Origin of the sequence: Streptomyces sp. WM4235 (assembly GCF_001279725.1) — a bacterium.
GTDB lineage: Bacteria > Actinomycetota > Actinomycetes > Streptomycetales > Streptomycetaceae > Streptomyces.
The window spans coordinates 91495-113612 of the sequence record NZ_LGDE01000024.1 but is presented as its reverse complement, the minus strand read 5'-3'; the positions used below and the strand labels follow the sequence as shown (position 1 = coordinate 113612).

Below are 22118 nucleotides of genomic sequence, written 5' to 3'. Positions count from 1 at the left end.
GCCGAAATGGTCAACAAGAACCGGATGAACAGGGTCGCCGCGGCGATGGCCGCCGCGACCCTGATGTCCGTGGCAGTACCCGCGGCGTCCGCCGAGGCGGCCGCCGTGACACCGCGCATCGACCTCAGGGTGCTGGTCGTCGACGACGGCGGCAGCTCGGTCGAGGCGATCACCGCCGAACTCCGCGACACCGGAGTCCCGTACACCCGTGTCGACCTGGGCAGCGGCAGCCGCCCGGTGATCAACGCCGCCTACCTGAGCGACACGGTCGACGGCCGTCCGCGCGCCAAGTTCCAGGGCGTGGTGCTGCCCAACGAGAACCCCTTCGGCGCGGGTTCGGCCGAGATGACGGCGCTCGCCGCGTACGAGACGACGTACGGGATCCGCCAGGTCGACGCCTACACCTGGTCGCACCCGGGCGTCGGACTGGAGTACACCGACAACGGCGGTTACAGCGGCACGCTCGACGGCACCCAGGCCGCCGTCACCGCCGCCGGCAAGACGGGCCCCTTCGGCTACCTCGGCGGTCAGGTCACCTTCGAGGACAACTCGCCGCTGGTACCCGAGAGCTACGGGTTCATGGGCAAGCCGCGCACCGGCTACACCAGCTACCTCGACGCGCCCGTCGGCTCCGGGCGGGCCTCGCTCGTCGGCGAGTACGCCCACGACGGGCGCAGCGAACTGGTCGTCACCTTCGGCTACAACCAGTACCAGCAGCAGTTCCGGCTGCTGGCCCGGGGCATCGTCGAATGGCTCACCCAGGGCGTCCACCTCGGCCAGGAGCGCAACTACTTCGCGGTCCACGTCGACGACGTCTTCGCCCCGGACGCCCGCTGGAGCAAGGAGCTCAACTGCACGCCCGGCGACTACGCCTGCGCGGGCGGCGAGGGCCAGGAGAGCACCATCCGGATGACCGCCGCCGACGCCCAGTACGCGGCGCAGTGGCAGACCTCCAAGAACTTCAAGCTCGACATGCTCTTCAACGCGGGCGCGGGCGAGGAGTGGAAGACCGAACACGGCGGCGTCGACGCCATGACCGCCCAACTGGTGGCGGACCGGGCCAAGTACCGCTGGATGAACCACACGTACACGCACCCGTTCCTCGGCTGTGTGCAGGACACCACCACCTCCCCCTGGACCTGCAAGAAGAACGCCCAGGGCGTGATCCAGTACATGAGCCGCGCCGAGATCTCGGCGCAGATCCGCGACAACAACAACTGGGCGGCCGCCAAGGGCATCACCACCGACCGCACCGAGCTCGTCACCGGCGAGCACTCCGGCCTCAAGACGGCCCCGCAGCAGCCCGTGGACAACCCCAACCTGGCGGGCGCGCTCGCCGACAACGGGGTCAAGTGGGCGGGCAGCGACAACTCCCGCGAGCCGGCGCAGCGCGCGGTCGGCGCCGCCCTGACCGTCCCGCGCCACCCGATGAACGTGTACTACAACACGGGCACCAACGCGGAGATGGCCGACGAGTACAACTGGATCTACACCAGTCGTGCCGACGGCGGCAGCGGCGCCTGCGAGGACAACCCGGCGACCTCCACCTGTCTGCCGGCCCCGCTCGACGTCACCACCGGCTACACGAACCACATCGTCCCGCAGGAGGCCCGGACGGCCCTGCGCCACGTGCTGGCCAACGATCCCCGGCCGCACTACGTCCACCAGTCCAACCTGGCCGAGGACCGCACCCTGTACCCGGTGCTCAACCAGGTCCTCGACACCTACCGCACGCTGTACGCGCCCAGCGCGCCCATCGTGAACCAGACCATGAAGGACACCGGCGTCGAGATGACCCGTCGCGCCGCCTGGGACAAGGCCGTCGCGAACAACCAGGTCACCGCCTACCGCATCGGCAAGGACGTCACCGTCAAGGCGCCCTCCGGAGTGGTCGCCCCGATCACCGCGCCGAACGGGACCAAGAAGCAGCTGCTGCTCGGCACCGCCGACTTCGGCACCGCGTACGCCGGCACCCGCTCGGCGTGGACGGGCCCGGAGCTGCTCCAGTCCGCGGTCACGCTGAAGCTGCTCTGACCTCCCCCCGGCCTCCGTCAGGCCGGCCGTTCCACCGCACGCGCACACGCATCACCCAGCGCCGGCGCTCCGCGAACCACGGGCGCCGGCCCCTTTTCCGTCCTGGGGGGACACACCGCATGAGCCATGGGCGTCATGTCACCATGCTCACCGAAGGCACCTATCCATACGTCCACGGGGGCGTCAGCACCTGGTGCGACCAACTGGTCCGCGGCATGCCGGAGGTCGACTTCAACGTCATAGCCCTGACCGGCTCCGGACGCGAGCCGGTCACCTGGGAACTGCCGCGCAACGTCTACCGGCACACCGCCGTACCGCTCTGGGGTCCTCCGTCGGCCCGGCGACTGCGGTCGACACTGCGCGGCAGGGCTCTTCGAGGTTTCACCGAGACGTACGAGACGTTCCTGCTCTCCCTGCTCGACCCGCGGCACGGCGGATTCTCGCGATCCCTGCGCGAACTGGCCCTGCTGGCCCGCGCCGGCAAGCTCGCGCCGGCCTTGCGCTCCGAGTCCGTACTGCGCCTGCTGATGACCGTCTGGACCCGCCCCGGCCTCGTCACCGCCGAGGCCGCGCCCACCATCCACGACGCGCTCACCGCCACCGACCTGCTGGAACACGCGCTGCGCCCGCTGTCCGTGCGGATCCCGCCCGACAGCGTCGCCCACGCCGTCAGCAGCGGCCTCGCCACCCTTCCGGCCCTCGCCGCCAAATACCTCGACCAGGTGCCCTTCCTCCTCACCGAGCACGGCATCTACCTGCGCGAGCGCTACCTGGGCTACCGCACCGCCGAACAGCGCTGGCCCGTGAAGGCGTTGATGCTCGGCTTCTACCGCGAGCTCAACACCGAGGGCTACCGGCAGGCCGACCTGATCACCCCCTGCAACCAGTACAACCGTCGCTGGGAGGAGCGCGGCGGCGCCGCCTCCGACCGCATCCGCACCGTCTACAACGGCGTCGACCCGCACGCCTTCCCCGAGGCCGGCCCCGAACCCGAGGTCCCCACCCTCAGCTGGTGCGGCCGCATCGACCCGATCAAGGACCTCGAAACCCTCATCCGCGCGTACGCGTTCATGCGCGAGGAACTCCCCGCCCTGCGGCTGCGCCTCTTCGGGCCGGTCCCGGCGGGCTGCGAGGACTACAAGCTCCGCCTGGAGAAGCTCGCCGCCGAACTCGGCGTCGGCGACGGCATCACCTACGAGGGCCGGATCGACCAGGTCGCGAAGGCCTACGCCGCCGGCAGCGTCGTGATGCTCTCCTCCATCAGCGAGGGCTTCCCCTTCAGCATCATCGAGGCCATGTCCTGCGGCCGCACCACGGTCTCCACCGACGTGGGAGGCGTACGCGAGGCCGTCGGGGACACCGGTCTCGTCGTCCCGCCCCGCGAGCCCGAGACCATGGCCCGCGCCACCCTCGCCCTGCTCCGCGACGACGAACGGCGCGCCGAACTCGGCCGGATGTCGCGCAGGCGGGTGGTCGAGAAGTTCACCCTCCACCAGTCCGTCGACGGCTTCCGGCACATCTACCGGGAACTCGCCGGCCAACCCCTGCTGCCCGTCCACCCGGGCGACGACTGGACCCAGCGGCTCGCGGACCCCTGGTACAAGGAGCTCGCCGCCGACGGGAGCCTGTGGTGAGCGGTTCCCTCTGGCTGAAGGTCCCGGGCGGCAACACGCTGCCCGCCGTCCCGCGCCCCCGGCGGACGGTCCCCCCGGCCGCCGACCCGATGGACGAACTCACCGAGCGCCTCGACGTGTTCATCGCCGCCGCCGTCCACCCGGACGAGATAGCGGCCATCCTCGAATCCGACGGGATGACCGACGAGTACATCCGGCTCACCTACGGCCGCCACGACTCCTTCGCGCTCGCCGAGGAGCTGTACACCCGGGTGCCCCGCTCCTTCCCGGAGCCCGAGGGCGCCCCCGACCCCTGGAAGGTCTCGCTCACCGCCTGCCTGCTCCGCGGTGTGATCTTCGCCCTGCCCGGCCTGGCCTACCTGCTCGGCGCACCCCTGCTGGAGGGCCCCCAGGACCGGCTGGGGCTGCCCGCCGGGACGCTGACCCTGCTCGCCGGGGCACTGATCGGGTGGGTCTGGGACCAGACCCTGTCCCACCGGGCCTACTCCTGGCTCGGCCTCGGCGACCGTGCCGCCGCCGGGCGGACCCTGCTCGCCGGGGCCCCCGCCGGGGCGCTGCTGGGCACCGCCGCCGCGCTGGCGGTGCCCGGCGGCCCGCCGTTCTCGTACGCGTTCGCCGCCGGACAGGCCCTGTACGTCGGAGCCGCCACCGTCCTGCTGGTCCTCGGCCGGGAGCGGATGCTGATCGCCGCGCTCGCGCCGATGGCCGCGGGCGCGGTGCTGTCCCTCTTCGTGGACCTGCCCGTACCCGTGCGCGTCACCCTGCTCGTGGTGTCGCTGCTGGCCGCCTGCGCCCTCGCCGTCCGGGAACTCCCGCTGGCCGAGGGCGTGCGGACCACCGTGCGCCGCGTCCGGGGCTGGTCCCGGCGCGGCCCGGGGGAGGGCCCGGTGCGCTGGCGGATGCTGCGCGGGGCCGAGGAGGAGTACCGGCCGCGCGGACCCCGGCTCGGGGACTCCGTGCCGTACGGGGTGTTCGGCCTCGGCACCGGCCTGCTCGTGCTGTACGCCGCCCTCGGCGAGGTGCTGGCCGGAGGCCCCGCCGAGGCCGTCGCCGCGCCCTCCGCGGTGGCCCTCACCCTCAGCATGGGCCCCGCCGAATGGCTGCTCCACCGGTTCCGCAGCGGCAGCCTCGCCGGGCTGCGGGCCGCCCGCTCGCCCCGGGCGTTCCGACACCGGATGCTCGGCACGCTGACCCGGTGCCTCGCCTCCTACCTGGTGGTGCTGCTCGCCCTGGGCGTCGTCGGGACCCTGCTGTGGCCCGGAGCCCCCGCGCCGACCGGCCTGCGCGTCGCGACGCTGCTGCTGCTCGGCGCCGTGATGTGGACCGGGCTGCTGCTCCAGTCGTTCGGCGCGGTCCGCCCCGCCGCGATGGTCTGCGCCTCGGCCGCCGTCGCCCAGAGCCTGGCCCTGCTCCTCGGGACCGGGCAGCCGCGGCTCGTCCAACTGGTCGTGGCGGGCACGGCGGCCGCCGCCCTGGCCGCCATGGTCTGCCTGTTCCTGGGTCGGGCCACGGCCCACCGCTGACGCACGTGCCCCCGTACCCGACGGACATGAAGAAGGACCACATGCTGCTGGTGCCCCTCTACGAGCACCCCGCCGACCAGCCCGAGGCCTGGGAGCTGCTGATCCGCTCCGCGGGCCGCCTGCACTCGGTGGTGCTCAACCCCGACAGCGGGCCGGGCGACGCCCCCGACGAACGGTTCGCCGCCGTCGCCGCACGGCTGCGCGAAGCCGGGGTGCCCGTCCTGGGTTACGCCGACACCGACTACGGGCGGCGCCCGCACGCGGCCGTCGTCCAGGACCTGTTGCGCCACCGCGACTGGTACGACACCGACGGGGCCTTCCTCGACCAGGCCTCCGCCGACCCCGAACTGCTGGCGCACTACGGTCGGCTCGGGGTCGCCGCCCGGGCCGCGGGCGCCCGCACGGTCGTCCTCAACCACGGCGTCCACCCGCACCCCGGGTACGCCGAACTCGCGGACCTGCTGGTCACCTTCGAGGGGCCCTGGGACGCCTACCGGGACGCGGCGGCCGTGCCCGCCTGGACCGCCGACCACCCCGCGGGACGGTTCTGCCACCTGGTGTACGCCGTCCCGCCGGGCGCGCCCACCGCCGAACTCGCCCGGGAGCGGGGGGCCGCCGTGCACTGCGCGGTCCCCGGAACCGGCGCGCACCCGTGGGGCACCCTCCCGTACGCCCTGGAGGCCACCGCGTGAACCGCCGTCCGCCGCGGTGGTCCCTGCCGGTCCTCGTCCCCCTGCTGCTGATCGCCGCGTGCACCACCGTGCCGGAGCCGGACGACGTCTCGCCCGACCCGGCGCCGGGGCAGCGCTGGCAGCCCGAGCCGGGGGTCAGCTGGCAGTGGCAGCTCTCGGGCAGGCTCGACACCTCGGTGAAGGCGGCCGTGTACGACGTCGACGGGTTCACCACGACCAAGGAGCAGGTCGCCGTCCTGAAGAAGGCCGGACGCAAGACGATCTGCTACCTCTCCACCGGGGCCTGGGAGGACTTCCGCCCGGACGCCGACGACTTCCCGAAGTCGATGCTCGGCAAGGGCAACGGCTGGGAGGGCGAACGCTGGTTGGACATCCGGCGCCTCAAGGAGCTGGAACCGCTGATGGCCAAGCGCGTCGACATGTGCCGGGGCAAGGGCTTCGACGCGGTGGAGCCCGACAACATGGACGGCTACGCCAACACCTCGGGCTTCCCGCTGACCGGCGACGACCAGTTGAGGTACAACCGGCTGATCGCCCGGCTGGCCCACGACCGGGGCCTGTCGGTCGGCCTGAAGAACGACCTGGACCAGATCCCCCAACTCGTCGGGAACTTCGACTTCGCGGTCAACGAGCAGTGCGTGGAACACGACGAGTGCGACCGGTACGCGCCGTTCACCGACGCGGGCAAGGCCGTCTTCCACGTCGAGTACGAGGGTCGGGTGGGCGACTGGTGCGCCCGCTCGCAGGAGGCCAAGCTCAGCTCGCTCCAGAAGAAGTACGACCTGGGTGCCTGGCGCAGGGTCTGCCCCCGCTCCGGCACCCCCTGAGGGAACCGGAGCGGGCTAGGAGACCGGCAGGATGGCGTGGACCCGGTATCCGCCGCCGTACCGGGGGCCCGCGAAGCAGGACCCGCCCAGCGCGCCCGCCCGCTCGCGCATCCCGAGCAGCCCGTGGCCGCCACCCGGATCGGCCGGTTCCGGGGCCGGGTCGGCGGAGGTGCCCCCGTCGTCGAGGACGGTCACCTCCACCGAGGCCCCGACCCGGACCACGCTCACCTCGGCGCTGGCTCCCGGGCCCGCGTGCTTGCGCACGTTGGTCAGCGCCTCCTGGATCACCCGGTACGCGGCCAGGTCCACGGCGGCCGGCAGCGCGGAATCGTCCCGCCCCAACTGCACGATGACCTCGACCGGCAGCCCGGCGTGCCGGAAGGTGTCCGTCAGCTCGTCCAGCACGGCCAGCCCCGGCGCGGGCTCGGTCGGCGCCTCCGGGTCGCCGGACTGGCGCAGCAGCCCGACCGTGGCACGGAGCTCGTTCAACGCCGAGCGGCTGGCGTCCCGTACGTGGGCCAGCGCCTCCTTGGCCTGGTCGGGGCGCTTGTCCATCACGTGCGCGGCCACCCCCGCCTGCACGTTGACGAGGGCGATGTGGTGGGCGACCACGTCGTGCAGGTCCCGGGCGATCCGCAGCCGCTCCTCGGCGACCCGGCGCCTGGCCTCCTCGTCACGGGTCCGCTCGGCTCGCTCGGCCCGTTCCCGGATGGCGTCGACGAAGGCGCGTCGACTGCGCACGGCGTCGCCGGCGGCGGCGGCCATGCCGGTCCAGGCGAAGATCCCGAGGTTCTCCTGCGCGTACCAGGGCAGTGGTCCCGCCAGCATGGCGACGCCGGTCAGCCCCGTCATGGTGAGCAGCCCGATCCGCCAGGTGGTGGGCCGGTCGGTGCGGGCGGCCAGCGTGTACAGGGCGATCACCGCGCACATCACGACGGGTGCCCGGGGCTCCCCGGTGGTCAGCTCCAGCAGGGACAGCGCGCAGGTCACGGCGAGCACGGCACGGGTGTGCCGGCGCCGGAACACGAGGGCGGCGGCGCCCAGGAGCATCAGCAGGAGCGAGAAGGGGTCGGGGGTGCGGGTGCCGAAGGTGGGCCCGTGCGGCCCGCGGGGATCGGCGAACGATCCGACGACCATGGAGACGAGCGCCCCGAGCGCGAGCACGGCGTCGGTGGCGAGCGGATGGGCCCGCATCCACTGCCGGGTGGGGGCGAAGGGCCCGAGGTGTGTCGTCACCCCGTTACGGTACGGCCTGCCCGCGAGGCGCAGGACGGAGGCGGAGGCGTCACGCCCCCGGCGGTGCGCTCGACGCGGGCGGCGGGCGTTGCCCCAGCGGGGCCCGGGAGCGCCGCGGCCCCCACTTCGCGCGCAGCACGCACACCACCATGACGGCGGCGATGGCGGCCAGGTGCTCCTTGCCCGCCAGATTGTCCTTGATCAGCACCTCGCCGATCATCACCAGGATCACCAGGGCGCCGGTGAGGTGGGCGCGGTAGCGCCAGCAGACGTAGATCGCGAGTCCCACGACCGCCGCCGACGGCCCGGTGTCGTTGACGACGCGGTCGGACACCGGCAGACCGAAGGGGTGGTCGGGGCCCAGCGAGAGACCGATCCGGGCGTACGTGGTGCCGGCGAGGGTGGCCACGTAGCCGACCACCAGGGTGCGCCACCAGCCGACGCAGATCTCCGAGATCCCGAAGACCAGCAGGATCTGCGCGAGCGCCCCCCACACCGGCAGGTCGAGCGCCGGTACGAACAGGGACAGGGGCGTGCGCAACAGCGCCAGCCAGAGCGGGTCGACGGCCTTGACCGAACCGAGGTCCTGCACCGGCTGGAAGCCCCATGAGGTGTTCTGGACGATCTGGAAGACCGAGGTCAGACAGACCGCGCCGAGGGTCATCGGGATCGCCCGCCACTTCTCGCGGGCGAGCGAGTCCCGGATCGTCCAGAACAGGGGCCCCCACTCGCGGCGGGCGAACCGCCGCAGTGAGGAGTTCGTCAACGCTTGGTCTCCAGGTGTCTGCGGTGCATCCACTTCGGCAGGCCGGGAGCTTCGAGGAAGCCCTCCGCCCGGCCCGCCGCGACACCGATCCGCAGCAGGTCCGAACTCTTCTCGAAGAGCATGAACCGCGGTTCCCAGATCGGCCGGTATTTGGCGTTGGCCCGGTAGAGGGACTCGATCTGCCACCAGCGCGAGAAGAAGCTCAGCAACGAGCGCCACATCCGCAGCACCGGACCGGCGCCGAGCTTCGATCCCCGCTCGAAGACGGAGCGGAACATCGCGAAGTTCAGTGAGACCTGTGTGACGCCGATCTCCTTTGACCGCTCCAGGAGTTCGATGACCATGAACTCCATCAGACCGTTCTCCGAGTCCCGGTCGCGGCGCATCAGGTCGAGCGACAGACCCTTGGGTCCCCACGGCACGAAGGACAGCACGGCACGCAGTTCACCGTTGCCGTCGAAGCACTCCAGCATCACGCACTGGCCGTCGTCGGGATCGCCCAACCGGCCCAGTGCCATCGAGAAGCCGCGCTCGGTCGCCCCGTCGCGCCAGTCGTCGGCGCGGACGAGGAGTACGTCCATCTCCTCGGTCGGGATGTCGGAGTGCCGGCGGATCCGCACCGTGTACCCGGCGCGCTTGACCCGGTTGTAGGCCTGCCGGACGGTCCGCATGGCGCGGCCCTCCAGCGTGAACTCGGCGGTCTCGACGATGGCCTCGTCGCCCAGTTCCAGCGCGTCCAGGCCGTGCCGGGCGTAGATCTGCCCGGCCTCCTCGCTCGCGCCCATGACGGCCGGCACCCAGCCGTGCTCGCGGGCCTCGGCCAGCCAGGGCTCGATGGCGCCGGGCCAGGCCTCGGGGTCGCCGATCGGGTCGCCGGAGGCCAGGGACACGCCGCCGACGACGCGGTAGGTGACGGCGGCCTTGCCGGTGGGGGACCAGATGACGGACTTCTCGCGGCGCAGCGCGAAGTAGCCGAGCGAGTCACGGTCGCCCTGCTTGGCGAGCAGGGCCCGCAGCCGGTCCTCGTCCTCGGGGGTGAGCGGGTCCACGGCGCGGCGCGAGCGGAACGCGGCGAACAGCACGGCGAGGAGCAGCAGCATCGACATGACGTTGACGAAGACGTCCACCCACGCCGGCGTGGCGATCCCGTCGTAGGCCCGGTCGTTCGGCTCCAGGGTGATCAGCCGCATCGCGCCGTACTTCCAGCGGGCGAGGAAGGTGGCGTCGGCCCGGTCCGGGTCGGTGTTGGTGGCGCCGACGAGCAGGGCCGCGACCAGCGAGGTCAGCAGCAGCCCGACGGCGGCCACGGCGGTGGCCAGCTTGGGGTTGGACCGGTCGCCCTTGGCGTAGAACTCGTGGCGGCCCAGCAGCAGGGCGCCGACGAAGGCCGCGGTCAAGGCGAGCGAGACCCAGTTCTGCGCGTGGTCGCGGAACTCCGGGTAGCAGAAGTCGTAGTCCCCGCCGACGCACGGGGCGAAGGCGGCCGTGGCGAAGGCGAACAGCAGCATGCCGCTGATCACCAGGTTCAGGATCCAGGCGGCCCGTTTGCGGCGGCCCATGGTGACGGCGAGGATCAGCGAGAACAGCCCCGAGGCGAAGCCCGCCGTGAGCAGGTACGGGGTGTAGAAGTCGGCGGTGTTGTGCCGGCGCAGGTCCTGCCCCAGCGAAAGCCACACCGCGCTGAGGAAGTTCACGAAGGTGACGACGCGCAGGTACCAGATCGCGAAGGCGGCGCCGCGCCGTGACGGTTTGCTGCCCCTGCGGGCCTCCGCCTTGGCCGCGGGATCCCCCTTGCCTGTTTCCCCCCTGCCGGCGGGATCGCCGCCGGACTCTTTTCTTCCGTTTACTGCCGTTGTGGTATCTGCGCTGGTCAAGCGGACCTCTCCCATGGAAAGCGATGATATGGGGCGTCACCGTCCACGGGCGGATCGAGCGCCCCGGACTGGTCAGGCCCGTGGCGCCCGGTGAATTCAGTCCGTCGGCTCCTCCACCGCTCGTTCCGGCAGCTCCGCAGCGAGTGCGGCGGCCGCCTGGACGAGGGGGAGGGCCAGCAAGGCCCCTGTTCCCTCGCCCACAGTGACGCCGTGGTCGAGCACGGGGTTGAGCGCCATCCTGTCCAAGGCCTTCGCCTGGCCGGGTTCGCCGCTCGCCTGGCCGGCCAACCACCAGTCCGGGGCCCGGAACGCGGCCCTCTGGGCCACCAACCCGCAGGCCGCCGAGACCAGCCCGTCGAGGATGACCGGTGTACGGCGCACCGCGCACTGGAGCAGGAAGCCGGTGATCGCGGCGACGTCCGTGCCGCCGACCTTCGCCAGCAGGGCCACCTGGTCGCCCAGGACCGGACGGGCCCGGCGCAGGGCGTCGCGGATGGCCGCGCACTTGCGCATCCAGGCCAGGTCGTCGATCGGGGCGCCCCCGCGACCGGTGACGACCGAGGCGTCCGTCCCGCACAGTGCGGCGACCAGCGTCGCGGCCACCGTGGTGCCACCGACACTGAGGTCCCCGAGCACGACGAGATCGGTTCCCGAGTCGGCCTCCTCGTCGGCGACCCGCATCCCGAGCCGCAGCGCGGCCTCGGCCTCCTCGACCGTCAACGCGTCCTCGACGTCGATCCGCCCGCTGCCGCGCCGCACCCGGTGCCGCACGATCTCCTCGGGGAGCAGCCCCGGATCGCAGTCCAGGCCGGTGTCGACGATCCGTACGCCCGCGCCGAACCGGGCCGCCAGGACGGCCACCGGGCTGGTCCCGTCGAGCACGCCCCGCACCAGCTCGTGCGCGGTGCCCGCGGTCCGCGCGGAGACCCCCTCGGCGGCGATCCCGTGGTCGGCCGCGAACAGCACGACGCGGGGCCGTTCGATCTGCCCGACCGGAACCCGCCCCTGCGCGGCGGCGAGCCACTCGCCGAGCTCGTCGAGCCGGCCCAGCGCGCCGGGCGGCACCGCCAGCCGCTCACGGCGATCCTCGGCGTCACGCCGGACGCCCCCGTCGGGGCGTTCGATCAGATCGGAGAAGTCGTCGAGATTCAGCGTGGTCATCTGCCAGAGCGTACAGCCGGTGAGGCCCTCCCCAAGCCCCTCCCGGAGCCTCGCCGTCGGTGCGCCGGGCGCGATTTCGACGCCGCGGCGACCCGGCGCCGGCGACGTCAGTCCTTCAGTACCACCGCCTGTCCGGCCACGACCAGCAGGACGTGCTCGCACTGCGCCGCCACCGCGTTGTTGAGCCGCCCCAACTCGTCACGGAAACGTCGCCCGGAGGACGTCGCGGGGACCACTCCCGAGCCGACCTCGTTGCTGACGAGCACCACCGGACGACGGGTCGCGCGGACCGCCGCCACCAACTCCTCGGTCGACTCGCGCAGTTTCCGCTGCCCGCCGCCCGCCCACGCCTCGTCGTCCCAGGCCCCGGCCCGGTCCATCGCGTCGGTCAGCCACAGCGCCAGGCAGTCGATCAACAGCGGCGGGCCGCCGTCGTTCTCCAACAGCGGGACCAGCGCGCAGGTTTCCACCGTCCGCCAGCTCGACGGCCGCCGCTCCCGGTGCAGACCCACCCGCTGCGCCCACTCCGCGTCCCCGTCGCGGGAACCGCCCGTGGCCACGTAGACCACCTCGGGGAAGCCCGCCAACCGGCGTTCCGCCTCGTACGACTTGCCGGACCGGGCGCCGCCCAGGACCAGCGTGCGCCGCGGCAGTTCCGGCGCCGCGTGGTACTCGCCGACCGCCACCGTCGTGCCGTCCGGCACCAGCCGCGCCCCGGCCGCCGCACACCGCCGCTCCGCCTCCCGCCCGGGCGGGGTGTCGTGGTCCAGGTGCACGGCGATCAGGTCCGTCGCCGGCCCCAGCGCGCCGCTCGCCCGCAGCCGCGCCACCGCCTCCGGCCGGCCGAGCACGTCCGCGAGGACCACGTCGTAGGGACGCTGCCCGGCCGAGCCCCCCGACTCCGGGCGCCCGGACCCCAGACCGGCCGGCGCCCCGCCCGGCGGGAGGTACAGCAGCCGGCTGCCGTCCGGCCCGGTCACCTCGTAGCCGGTGCCGGGCGTGTCCATCGGCACCGCCCGCACCCGGTGACCACTGATCACCGACAGTTCCTGCCCGTCCGGCACCCGCCCCGCCGCCGGCAGACCCGGCGGCAGCTCGACGGGGGGCCCGTCGTGCGGGTGGGTGAGCAGCACCTGCCGCACACCGGCCAGCGAATGCCCCGCGCGGGCCCCGGCCAACACCGCCCCGGGGGTCAGGTCGAGCAGCAGCGCGCCGTCCACGAGCACGGCCGTCGCCGCCCTGGAGAGGGGGCCGACGGAGACCGCGCAGGCGGCGCAGGGACAGCCGGGTCGGGGCAGTCCTTCGGGGGTACCGGTACCGAGCAGAGTGAGTTCCACCCGATGATCCTCCCGCGTCCGCGGGAGTGGTGCTCGCCCGGCTACTCTGCGGGCAGACTCAAGGCGAACAACGCGGGTGCGCGAAGGACGATCGACGCGCGAACAGCGGACGAGCAACGGAGGCGGACATGGCGTGGACGTGGCGGTTCGAGACGGCCGAGGGCAGCGAGACGACCCCGTCGGTGGTGCCGGAGGAGTTCACCACGCAGGGGGACGCGGAGTCCTGGATCGGTGAGTACTGGAAGGACCTGCTGGAGGGCGGCACCGAGAAGGTGAAGCTGTCCGACGACACGGGCACCGAGCTGTACACGATGAGCCTGCGCGAGGCCCTGGACGCCTGACCGGCGCCCGCCGCCGCGGTGTGCGGGCTCAGCCCCGCACACCGCACAGGTGCAACAGCGCCGCCACCGCGCGGTACGGGTCGGTGCGTCCGGCCCGGTCCTCGGCGGCGAGCAACCGTTCCATCTCCGCCTCGTTCGGCAGGTGGTTCCCGGCCTCGGTGCCGTCGGTGAAGACCCGCACCCCGTACCAGGCCTGGAGCGGAGCCCCGATCCCCGAGAGCGTGGCCGTCAGACCCGCCAGTCGGTCGGCGCGTACGTCCAGGCCCAACCGGTTCGTGTAGTCGACGGTGTCGAACGCCCGCAGAGCGGCGTTCCAATCGCCACCGAGCCCCGGTCGCATGGCGAGCGCGTCGCCGTTGCGGACCAGCAGGGACAGCAGCCCGCCCGGAGCGAGCATCCGGGCCAGCCCCGCCAGCATGGCGTCCGGCTCCGGTACGTACATCAGGACGCCGTGGCACAGCACCACGTCGAAGCTGCCCGGCACGAAGTGCGCGCCGGTCTCCCGGCCGTCGCCCTCCATCAGCCGGACCCGGTCGCGAATGCCCGCCGGCTCGCCGGCCAGCGCCTCACGGGCGACCGCCAGCATGTCGGGGTCCTGCTCCAGGCCGGTCACCTTGTGCCCTGCGCGCGCCAGGCGCAGGGCCTGGGTGCCCTGGCCCATGCCCACGTCGAGGACGCGCAGCCGCTGCCCGACCGGGAAGCGGTGCGCGATCTGTTCGTCGACCTGGCGGCCCACGAGTTCCTGCCGGACCGCGTTGCGCAGTCCGCCCAGGCCCTCCAGCCACAGTCGGGATCCCCCGGAGAAGTCGGCCACGTCGCCCCCCGACGCCCCGGATGCGGGCGTCGCTGTGCTCAGGGCCGTTCCCCGCGCTTGACCTGCGGCTTCGGCAGGCGCAGCCGGCGCATCTGAAGCGTGCGCATCAGGCCGTACGCGACGGCGCCACGCTTGGGCTCGTCCGGGAACCGCTCGTTGACGGCCTTGCGCAGACGGATGAACATGCCGATGGAGTCGAGGAGGATCAGCGCGATCACACCCATCCACAGCACCAGCGCGATGCTCTGGAGCCGCTCGACCCGCACCATGCTCAGCACGAGGATGATCACCGCCAGCGGCAGGAACATCTCGGCGACCGAGAAGCGAGAGTCCACGAAGTCGCGGACGAAGCGGCGGACGGGGCCCTTGTCGCGGGCGGGCAGGTAGCGCTCGTCGCCGTTGGCGAGGGCCTCGCGCTGCTTCGCCATCTCCACGCGACGGCGCTCACGGGCCCGCTTGGCGTCCTCCTTCCGATTGCCGGTCGAGGCCACCACTGCCTTGCGCTGCGACTGGGCCACAGCACGCTTCGGCGTCGGGCGGCCCTTCGGGGCCTGGGGGTCACGGGGCTGCGAAAGGTCGGCGCTCACCTTGTCGGTGGCGGGGGCCTTTTCTTCCTTGGAGGAACGGCTACCAAACACGAAACCAAGCCTACGTGGTCAAGGGCACGCTCCCCACCTCGGTGGGGAACGATCCGGCAACGGCGGGCGTCTTCACTTGTGCAGGGTTCTTGTGACGGGCGGGCCCCTCCGGGGATCTCCTGGGACCACCTACTCCTTACGCCTGACACGGCGGCGGCGTAGTCGTCCTGGAGGAGGAGCGCATTCGTTCTCGAACAGTGCGGTAATGGAGACAGGGCCCGTACTGTGGGTTCTGTTGGTGACCTTGAGCGAGGTCCGTCTAGAAGGGGGCGCGCGAAGCCCATGAGCGGTGTCATGAAGCGTATGGGGATGATCTTCCGCGCGAAGGCGAACAAGGCCCTTGACCGGGCCGAGGACCCGCGCGAAACCCTCGACTACTCGTACCAGAAGCAGCTGGAACTGCTGCAGAAGGTACGCCGCGGTGTCGCCGACGTCGCGACCTCCCGCAAGCGCCTGGAACTGCAGCTGAACCAGCTCCAGGGCCAGTCCACCAAGCTGGAGGACCAGGGCCGCAAGGCGCTGGCCCTCGGCCGCGAGGACCTGGCCCGCGAGGCCCTGTCCCGGCGCGCGTCGCTCCAGCAGCAGGTCAGCGACCTGGAGGTGCAGCACCAGACCCTCCAGGGCGAGGAGGAGAAGCTGACCCTCGCCGCCCAGCGCCTCCAGGCCAAGGTGGACGCCTTCCGCACGAAGAAGGAGACCATCAAGGCCACCTACACCGCGGCCCAGGCGCAGACCCGGATCGCGGAGTCCTTCTCCGGCATCTCGGAGGAGATGAGCGACGTCGGCCTCGCCATCCAGCGGGCCGAGGACAAGACGGCCCAGCTCCAGGCCCGCGCCGGCGCGATCGACGAGCTGCTGGCCTCCGGCGCCCTGGACGACCGCAGTGGCCTCGGCTCCAAGGACGACATCCAGGCCGAGCTGGACCGCCTCTCCGGCGGCTCGGACGTGGAGCTGGAGCTCCAGCGGATGAAGGCCGAACTGGCGGGCGGCCCGGCCGACCGGCAGCAGGCCATCGAGGGCGGCGCCCCGGGCGCCACCCAGCCCACCCAGACCCCGCACCGGTTCGACAAGCAGTAGGACGGGCCCGTCATGATTGTTCGCATCATGGGGGAGGGCCAGTGGGAACTGGCCGACAGCCACTTCGTCGAGCTGAACAAGCTCGACGACGAACTGCTCGCCGAGATGGAGTCCGGTGACGGCGAGGGGTTCCGGCGCACGCTGGCCGCGCTCCTCGACGCGGTCCGCAGACTCGGCGAGCCCCTGCCGGACGAGGCCCTGGAGCCGTCCGAGCTGATCCTCCCGGCGCCCGGCGCGAGCCTGGACGAGGTCAGGGAGATGCTCAGCGACGACGGCCTGATCCCGGGCTGATCCCCGGGGGCACCGGCGGTCCGCCCGTCAGTCCGGGCCCTTCTCCAGCGAGACCCGCTCCGGGTCCGGCGTTCCGCCGATGAAGTTCTCGAACCTGCGGCGCGGCGAGGCCCAGCGCCGGTCGTGATGGAAGGCGCGCAGCCCCGCCTTGGCGCGCGCCTTCGGACGGTTCGCGTAGAAGCGCTTCGCATAGGGGGAACCGGGCCGGGCGAGGCGGACCGCGCCGATCAGCGCGACGAACGGCACGACCGTGCCGAAGATCGCCGTGCGCGCCTTGCCCTTCCACAGCGCGACCAACGCCAGGCAGAAGTTGCCGGCCATGTTCATCATGACCACTCCGCGGCTCTGCCGTTCCTCGGGGGTGAGGTCGTTGACCCCGAACGGCAGGAACCCGCCGAGCATCAGCGCCACCAGCGCGGCGGTCAGGACCACGATCTCCACGCTCTTGCGGCCGTCCTCGCTCCAGTACACGTCGTCCAGGTGCAGGATCAGCGCGAACTCGTCCAGCACCAGCCCGGCGCCGATCCCGAAGAGCACGGCGGAGAGCAGCGATCCGAAGCCCTCCCGACCGCTGCTGATCGCACCGAAACCACCGATGATCACCAGGATCACGCCCGGTACGACGTGATGGATGTGCATGCCGCCCGGCGTGACGTTCTTGAACGGCCCCCGCCCCGCCCGGATCAGGCGGGTGATCACCCGGGTGATCAGGAACGACAGGACGAACGACAGCAGGGCGAGCAGCAGCGGGAGCTTGCCCGGCTCCAGGATGTTGCGGTACCACCAGTGACCCATGACACCACCTTCCACCGTGGCGGGTAATGCGCAATTCAACCCCGGCGGTGGCGGGGTAGCGTTCGCGCCGATGAAAGATTCGTTCGAAGATCCGCCGCAGTCGCCGCCGCCCGAGCGCGCCCCGCTCGTCGACGGGGTCCGCTTCGCGTTCGGCACCCTCACCGTGCTGCCCGCCCGCATCACCCGGTGGGACCGGCCGGCCGCCCGTACCGGGATGGCCTGCGCGCCGCTCGCCGGACTCGCCGTGGGTCTGCTCGCGGCCGTCCCCGGAGTGCTTCTGCTGGTCCTCGGCGGTGGGCCGCTGCTGGCCGCCGCCGTCACCGTCGCCGTGCCGGCCGCGCTGACCCGGGGGCTGCACCTCGACGGACTCGCCGACACGGTCGACGGGCTGGGGAGCGCCAAGCCCGCCGAAGAGGCGCTGCGGATCATGAAGCAGTCCGACATCGGTCCCTTCGGGGTGATCGCCCTGCTGGTGGTCTTCCTGGTGCAGGTGGCGGCGCTGGCGAACGTGTACGCCGACAGTTGGGTACGGGGCGCCCTCGCCACCGTCCTCGCCGCCGTCACCGCGCGACTCGCCATGACCCTGGCCGCCCGCGACGGCGTACCGGCCGCCCGACCCGGAGGCCTGGGCGCGGCGGTCGCGAGCGTGGTCCCCATCCGCTCGGCCGTCCTCGTCACCGCCCTCACCGTGACGGCCTGCACGGCCGCGGCCCTCCCGCTGGGGCTGCCCGCCGCGGTTCAGCACGCGGCGGCGGTACTCGTCGCCCTGCCCGTCGCCGAACTGCTCCTGCGCCGCTGCGTGAGCCGCTTCGACGGGGTCACCGGTGACGTCTTCGGCGCCCTGTCCGAGGTCTCGGCCACCGTGGTCCTCGTGGTCCTGGCCCTGGGCTGACCCCCGCGGAGCACCGTGCGGGGGACGCACGCGGCGCCGCCCCGCCACCGGGCCGGGATCTTGGGGACGTACCCTCGGGGGGTGGACGACACGGTGACAGGGATGCCGGGCGGCGGGCCCATCAGGGTGCTGCTCGCCGACGATCAGGCGCTGCTGCGCAGCGCGTTCAAGGTGCTCGTCGACTCCGAGGCAGACATGGAGGTCGTCGGCGAGGCCTCCGACGGGGCCCAGGCCTACGCCCTCGCCGGCGAACGACGGGCCGACGTGGTCCTGATGGACATCCGGATGCCGGGCACCGACGGGCTGGCCGCCACCCGCATGATCAGCGCCGACCCGGAACTGCGCGACGTGCGCGTCGTCATGTTGACCACCTTCGAGGTGGACGAGTACGTGGTCCAGGCCCTGCGCGCCGGTGCCTCCGGCTTCCTCGGCAAGGGCGCCGAACCGGACGAGCTGCTCAACGCGATCCGGGTCGCCGCCGCCGGCGAGGCCCTGCTCTCCCCGGCCGCCACCAAGGGGCTCATCGCCACCTTCCTCGCGCAGGGCGGCCACCCGGACGTCCCCGCCGACGGCTCCGCGCACGCCGCCCGCCTCGCCACGCTGACCGTGCGCGAGCGCGAGGTCCTCGTACTCGTCGCGGCGGGCCTGTCCAACGACGGCATCGCCGGCCGCCTGGAGGTCAGCCCGCTCACCGTCAAGACCCACGTCAACCGGGCCATGGCCAAGCTGGGCGCCCGCGACCGGGCCCAACTGGTGGTCGTCGCGTACGAATCGGGCCTGGTGCGGCCCCGCGCCGACGGCGCGCGGTAGTTCGGGGCGGCGCAGTAGTGCGGCGTACTGCGGGCGCGGTATGCCGCGCGTAAGTACGGCACCTGGGGGCGACGAAGCGGCGCCCCCGGGTGCGAAAGGCTGAGGGGCCCTCGCTTGTCCCTGACGGTGTCACCTCGCCGCCGTCACCGAATGAGAGATCATCCACCATGTCGTGGCTGTCCCGCTTCAGCCTGGCCCAGAGAGCACTGATCGGCCTCGTGTCGATCATCGCGCTCCTCTTCGGCGCCATAGCCGTCCCGCAGCTCAAGCAGCAACTGCTGCCGTCCATCGAACTGCCGATGGTGTCCGTGCTCGCGCCCTACCAGGGCGCCTCGCCCGACGTGGTGGAGAAGCAGGTCATCGAGCCGATCGAAAGCACCCTCAAGGGCGTCGACGGCATCACCGGCATCACCTCCACCGCCAGTGAGGGCAACGCCCTCGTCATGGCGACCTTCGACTACGGCGACAGCGGCACCAAGCAGCTCGTCGCCGACGTCCAGCAGGCCGTCAACCGGGCCCGCGTCCGGCTGCCCGCCGAGGTGGACCCGCAGGTGGTGGCCGGTTCCACCGACGACATCCCGACCGTCATCCTCGCCGTCACCTCGGACAAGGACCAGCAGGCCCTCGCGGACCAGCTGGAGGCCTCGGTGGTCCCCGTCCTCTCGGACATCGAGGGCGTCGGCCAGGTCACCGTGGACGGGGTACGGGACCTCCAGGTCACCGTCACCCCCGACAACGCGAAGCTCGCGGCCGCCGGCCTCGACGCGGCCGCGCTGAACAAGGGCCTCCAGGCCGGCGGCGCCACGATGCCGGCCGGCTCCTTCGACGAGGAGGGCAAGAACCGCACCGTCCGCGTGGGCGCCGGCTACACCTCCCTCGCCCAGTTGGAGGACCTGCGACTGAGCCCCGGCCCCGGCAAGCCGGCCGCCCGTCTCGGCGACGTGGCCGCGGTGAAGCAGGAACCCGCCCAGGCCGTCTCCATCACCCGTACCAACGGCAAGCCCAGCCTCGCCCTCGTCCTGACCATGGACAAGGACGGCAGCGCCGTCGCGATCTCCGACGCCGTCAAGGACAAACTGCCCGAGCTGCGTTCCACCCTCGGCTCCGGTGCCGCCCTCGCCGTGGTCACCGACCAAGGCCCGGCCGTCGCCAAGTCCATCTCCAGCCTCACCACCGAGGGCCTGCTCGGCCTGCTCTTCGCGGTGATCGTGATCCTGGTCTTCCTCGGCTCCCTGCGCTCGACCCTGGTCACCGCGGTCTCCATTCCGCTGTCCGTGGTCCTCGCGCTGATCGTGCTGTGGACCCGCGACCTGTCGCTCAACATGCTGACCCTGGGCGCCCTCACCATCGCCATCGGCCGCGTCGTCGACGACTCGATCGTGGTCCTGGAGAACATCAAGCGGCACCTCGGCTACGGCGAGGAGCGCGAGGCAGCGATCATCACCGCCGTCAAGGAGGTGGCCGGCGCGGTCACCTCGTCCACGCTGACCACCGTCGCCGTCTTCCTGCCGATCGGCCTCGTCGGCGGAATGATCGGCGAACTCTTCGGTTCCTTCTCACTCACCGTCACCGCGGCCCTGCTGGCCTCGCTGCTCGTCTCGCTGACGGTGGTCCCGGTCCTGTCGTACTGGTTCCTGCGCGCCCCCAAGGGCACCTCGCAGGACCCGGACAAGGCCCGCCGCGACGCCGAGGAGAAGGAGGCCCGCAGCCGGCTCCAGCGCCTCTACGTGCGCGTCCTGGGCTTCGCGACCCGCCGCAGGCTGACGAGCGTGGCCATCGCCGTCGTGGTCCTCGTCGCCACCTTCGCCATGTCCCCGCTGCTGAAGACCAACTTCTTCGACCAGGGCGAGCAGGACACCCTGACGGTCAAGCAGGAGCTGGCCCCCGGCACCTCGCTGGCCGCCGCGGACGCGTCGAGCCGCAAGGTCGAGCAGGTCCTCGCCTCGGTCGACGGCGTCAAGGACTACCAGGTCACCGTCGGCTCCTCCGGCTTCATGGCGGCCTTCGGCGGCGGCACGGGCTCCAACCAGGCCTCGTACCAGGTCACGCTGGAGGACTCCGGCAAGGCGGAGTCCGTCAAGAAGAGCATCGAGACCGAGCTCGCCGCGCTCGACGGCGTCGGCGACACCCGCATCATCGCGGGCGGCTTCGGGAGCTCCAACCTGAGCGTGGTCGTCAAGGCCGGCGACGCCGACGTGCTGGCCAAGGCCGCCGCGCAGGTCCAGGCCGAGGTGGCGAAGCTCAAGGACGTCACCGACGTGCAGAGCGACCTCTCGCAGTCGGTGCCCCGGATCTCGGTGGTCGCCGGCCCCAAGGCCGCCGAGGCGGGCCTGGACCAGGCCGCGCTGGGCGCGATCGTCGCGCAGTCCGTCCGGGGCACCCCGGCGGGCAAGGCCGTCCTGGACGACACCGAGCGGGACATCCTCGTGCGGTCGGCGCAGCCGGCCACCACCCTGGCCCAGCTCCAGGCCCTTCCCGTCGGCCCGGTCAAGCTCGGTGACATCGCCGAGGTCAAGGTGGTCCCCGGCCCGGTCGCGATGACCCGGATCGACGGCGCCCGCGCCGCCACCATCACGGCCAAGCCGGTCGGCGACAACACCGGCGCCGTCAGCACGGAGCTCCAGAGCAGGATCAAGGCGCTGGACCTGCCCGCGGGCGCCACGGCCTCGATCGGCGGCGTCTCCGAGGACCAGGACGACGCCTTCGCCTCCCTGGCCCTGGCCATGCTCGCCGCCATCGCGATCGTCTTCATGCTGCTGGTCGCGACCTTCCGCTCGCTGGTCCAGCCGCTGATCCTGCTGGTGTCCGTGCCGTTCGCGGCGACCGGCGCGCTCGGCCTGCTCATCGTCACCGGCACCCCCATGGGCGTCCCGGCGATGATCGGCATGCTGATGCTCATCGGCATCGTGGTGACCAACGCGATCGTCCTGATCGACCTGGTCAACCAGTACCGCGCCCAGGGCCTCGGCGTCGTCGAGGCCGTCATCGAGGGCGGCCGCCACCGGCTCCGCCCGATCCTGATGACCGCCCTCGCGACGATCTTCGCGCTGCTCCCGATGGCGCTCGGCGTCACCGGCGAGGGCGGCTTCATCTCGCAGCCGCTCGCGGTCGTGGTGATCGGCGGCCTGGTCAGCTCGACGTTGCTGACCCTGCTGCTCGTGCCGACCCTCTACACGATGGTCGAGCTGTTCAAGGAGCGCCGCCGGGCGAAGAAGCGGGCCCGCCTTTCGGTGGTCCCGAGCCCCGCCCCGACCGAGGACGACGCCCCGGTCAAGGTCTGACGCCACCGCGTCCCAGGGCCCCGGTCCCCGTACGCGTACGGGGACCGCGGCCGCCCCGGGAACGGCGAAGGGGCGCCCGGCGGCAAGCCGGGCGC

19 protein-coding genes are annotated in these 22118 nt (G+C 72.4%); 11 read left to right on the top strand and 8 right to left on the bottom strand.

Annotation, left to right across the window (positions count from 1 at the left end):
• Positions 1–6 precede the first annotated feature (6 nt).
• The 5 genes from ADK55_RS04305 to ADK55_RS04285 all read left to right on the top strand — a co-directional run bounded on the left by ADK55_RS04305 (position 7) and on the right by ADK55_RS04285 (position 6710).
• Positions 7–2034, top strand: a complete 2028-nt coding sequence (locus ADK55_RS04305; protein WP_053676091.1) for a hypothetical protein — start codon at positions 7–9, stop codon at positions 2032–2034.
• A 119-nt stretch (positions 2035–2153) separates the two neighbouring features.
• Entirely contained in the window at positions 2154–3668 is a 1515-nt protein-coding gene (gene pelF / locus ADK55_RS04300) for a GT4 family glycosyltransferase PelF (RefSeq protein ID WP_053676090.1), read from the top strand.
• A complete protein-coding gene (locus tag ADK55_RS04295; RefSeq protein ID WP_053676139.1) occupies positions 3665–5191 on the top strand; it encodes a hypothetical protein in 1527 nt (508 codons plus the stop codon). Before pelF ends, ADK55_RS04295 begins: the two co-directional genes overlap by 4 nt.
• Positions 5192–5217: 26 nt before the next feature.
• Positions 5218–5883 carry a spherulation-specific family 4 protein gene (locus ADK55_RS04290; RefSeq protein WP_234349889.1) on the top strand — a complete coding sequence of 222 codons (666 nt, stop codon included), beginning with the start codon at positions 5218–5220 and terminating at the stop codon, positions 5881–5883.
• Positions 5880–6710: an endo alpha-1,4 polygalactosaminidase gene (locus tag ADK55_RS04285; RefSeq protein WP_053676089.1), complete on the top strand. Its 831-nt coding sequence runs from the start codon at positions 5880–5882 to the stop codon at positions 6708–6710. Before ADK55_RS04290 ends, ADK55_RS04285 begins: the two co-directional genes overlap by 4 nt.
• 15 nt (positions 6711–6725) lie before the next feature.
• Here the strand turns inward: ADK55_RS04285 and ADK55_RS04280 are convergent, their stop codons facing one another.
• The 5 genes from ADK55_RS04280 to ADK55_RS04260 form a co-directional block, all read right to left on the bottom strand.
• Positions 6726–7904, bottom strand: coding sequence for a sensor histidine kinase (locus ADK55_RS04280; protein WP_053676088.1), 1179 nt, complete (start codon positions 7902–7904; stop codon positions 6726–6728).
• Between the two features lie 91 nt (positions 7905–7995).
• On the bottom strand, positions 7996–8712 hold the full coding sequence (locus ADK55_RS38310; protein WP_053676087.1) for a hypothetical protein: 717 nt from the start codon (positions 8710–8712) through the stop codon (positions 7996–7998).
• The gene (locus tag ADK55_RS04270; protein ID WP_053676086.1) at positions 8709–10601 is read right to left on the bottom strand and encodes a phosphatidylglycerol lysyltransferase domain-containing protein; all 1893 of its coding nucleotides are present in this window, start codon (positions 10599–10601) and stop codon (positions 8709–8711) included. The genes ADK55_RS38310 and ADK55_RS04270 overlap by 4 nt, the downstream gene beginning before the upstream one ends.
• An 81-nt stretch (positions 10602–10682) precedes the next feature.
• Positions 10683–11738, bottom strand: coding sequence for a nicotinate-nucleotide--dimethylbenzimidazole phosphoribosyltransferase (gene cobT / locus ADK55_RS04265; protein ID WP_199826441.1), 1056 nt, complete (start codon positions 11736–11738; stop codon positions 10683–10685).
• A 116-nt stretch (positions 11739–11854) separates the two neighbouring features.
• The gene (locus ADK55_RS04260) at positions 11855–13084 is read right to left on the bottom strand and encodes a bifunctional adenosylcobinamide kinase/adenosylcobinamide-phosphate guanylyltransferase (RefSeq protein WP_053676084.1); all 1230 of its coding nucleotides are present in this window, start codon (positions 13082–13084) and stop codon (positions 11855–11857) included.
• Between the two features lie 128 nt (positions 13085–13212).
• On the opposite strand from ADK55_RS04260, the gene ADK55_RS04255 reads away from it, so the two are divergent.
• Complete coding sequence (locus ADK55_RS04255) at positions 13213–13425, top strand: hypothetical protein (protein WP_053676083.1); 213 nt, start codon at positions 13213–13215, stop codon at positions 13423–13425.
• A 28-nt stretch (positions 13426–13453) separates the two neighbouring features.
• On the opposite strand, the gene ADK55_RS04250 is transcribed toward ADK55_RS04255, so the two are convergent.
• Positions 13454–14197: a class I SAM-dependent methyltransferase gene (locus ADK55_RS04250; protein WP_107089097.1), complete on the bottom strand. Its 744-nt coding sequence runs from the start codon at positions 14195–14197 to the stop codon at positions 13454–13456.
• Positions 14198–14277: 80 nt separating this feature from the next.
• On the bottom strand, positions 14278–14877 hold the full coding sequence (locus ADK55_RS04245; RefSeq protein ID WP_078998457.1) for a DUF3043 domain-containing protein: 600 nt from the start codon (positions 14875–14877) through the stop codon (positions 14278–14280).
• Between the two features lie 282 nt (positions 14878–15159).
• Here ADK55_RS04245 and ADK55_RS04240 point away from each other — a divergent pair, with 282 nt between their 5' ends.
• Positions 15160–15954, top strand: coding sequence for a PspA/IM30 family protein (locus ADK55_RS04240; protein WP_078998455.1), 795 nt, complete (start codon positions 15160–15162; stop codon positions 15952–15954).
• A 12-nt stretch (positions 15955–15966) separates the two neighbouring features.
• Positions 15967–16245: a PspA-associated protein PspAA gene (gene pspAA, locus ADK55_RS04235; protein WP_053676080.1), complete on the top strand. Its 279-nt coding sequence runs from the start codon at positions 15967–15969 to the stop codon at positions 16243–16245.
• 27 nt (positions 16246–16272) lie between these two features.
• Here pspAA and ADK55_RS04230 read toward each other — a convergent pair whose 3' ends face one another.
• A complete protein-coding gene (locus ADK55_RS04230) occupies positions 16273–17040 on the bottom strand; it encodes a hypothetical protein (protein WP_053676079.1) in 768 nt (255 codons plus the stop codon).
• A gap of 70 nt (positions 17041–17110) precedes the next feature.
• Between ADK55_RS04230 and ADK55_RS04225 the strand changes: the two genes are divergently transcribed.
• The 3 genes from ADK55_RS04225 to ADK55_RS04215 all read left to right on the top strand — a co-directional run bounded on the left by ADK55_RS04225 (position 17111) and on the right by ADK55_RS04215 (position 22023).
• Positions 17111–17932: an adenosylcobinamide-GDP ribazoletransferase gene (locus ADK55_RS04225; protein ID WP_053676078.1), complete on the top strand. Its 822-nt coding sequence runs from the start codon at positions 17111–17113 to the stop codon at positions 17930–17932.
• Between the two features lie 102 nt (positions 17933–18034).
• On the top strand, positions 18035–18742 hold the full coding sequence (locus tag ADK55_RS04220; protein WP_053676077.1) for a response regulator: 708 nt from the start codon (positions 18035–18037) through the stop codon (positions 18740–18742).
• Between the two features lie 167 nt (positions 18743–18909).
• Positions 18910–22023 (top strand): efflux RND transporter permease subunit, encoded by a 3114-nt coding sequence (locus ADK55_RS04215; RefSeq protein WP_053676076.1) that lies wholly within the window; start codon positions 18910–18912, stop codon positions 22021–22023.
• The last annotated feature ends 95 nt before the right edge of the window (positions 22024–22118 follow it).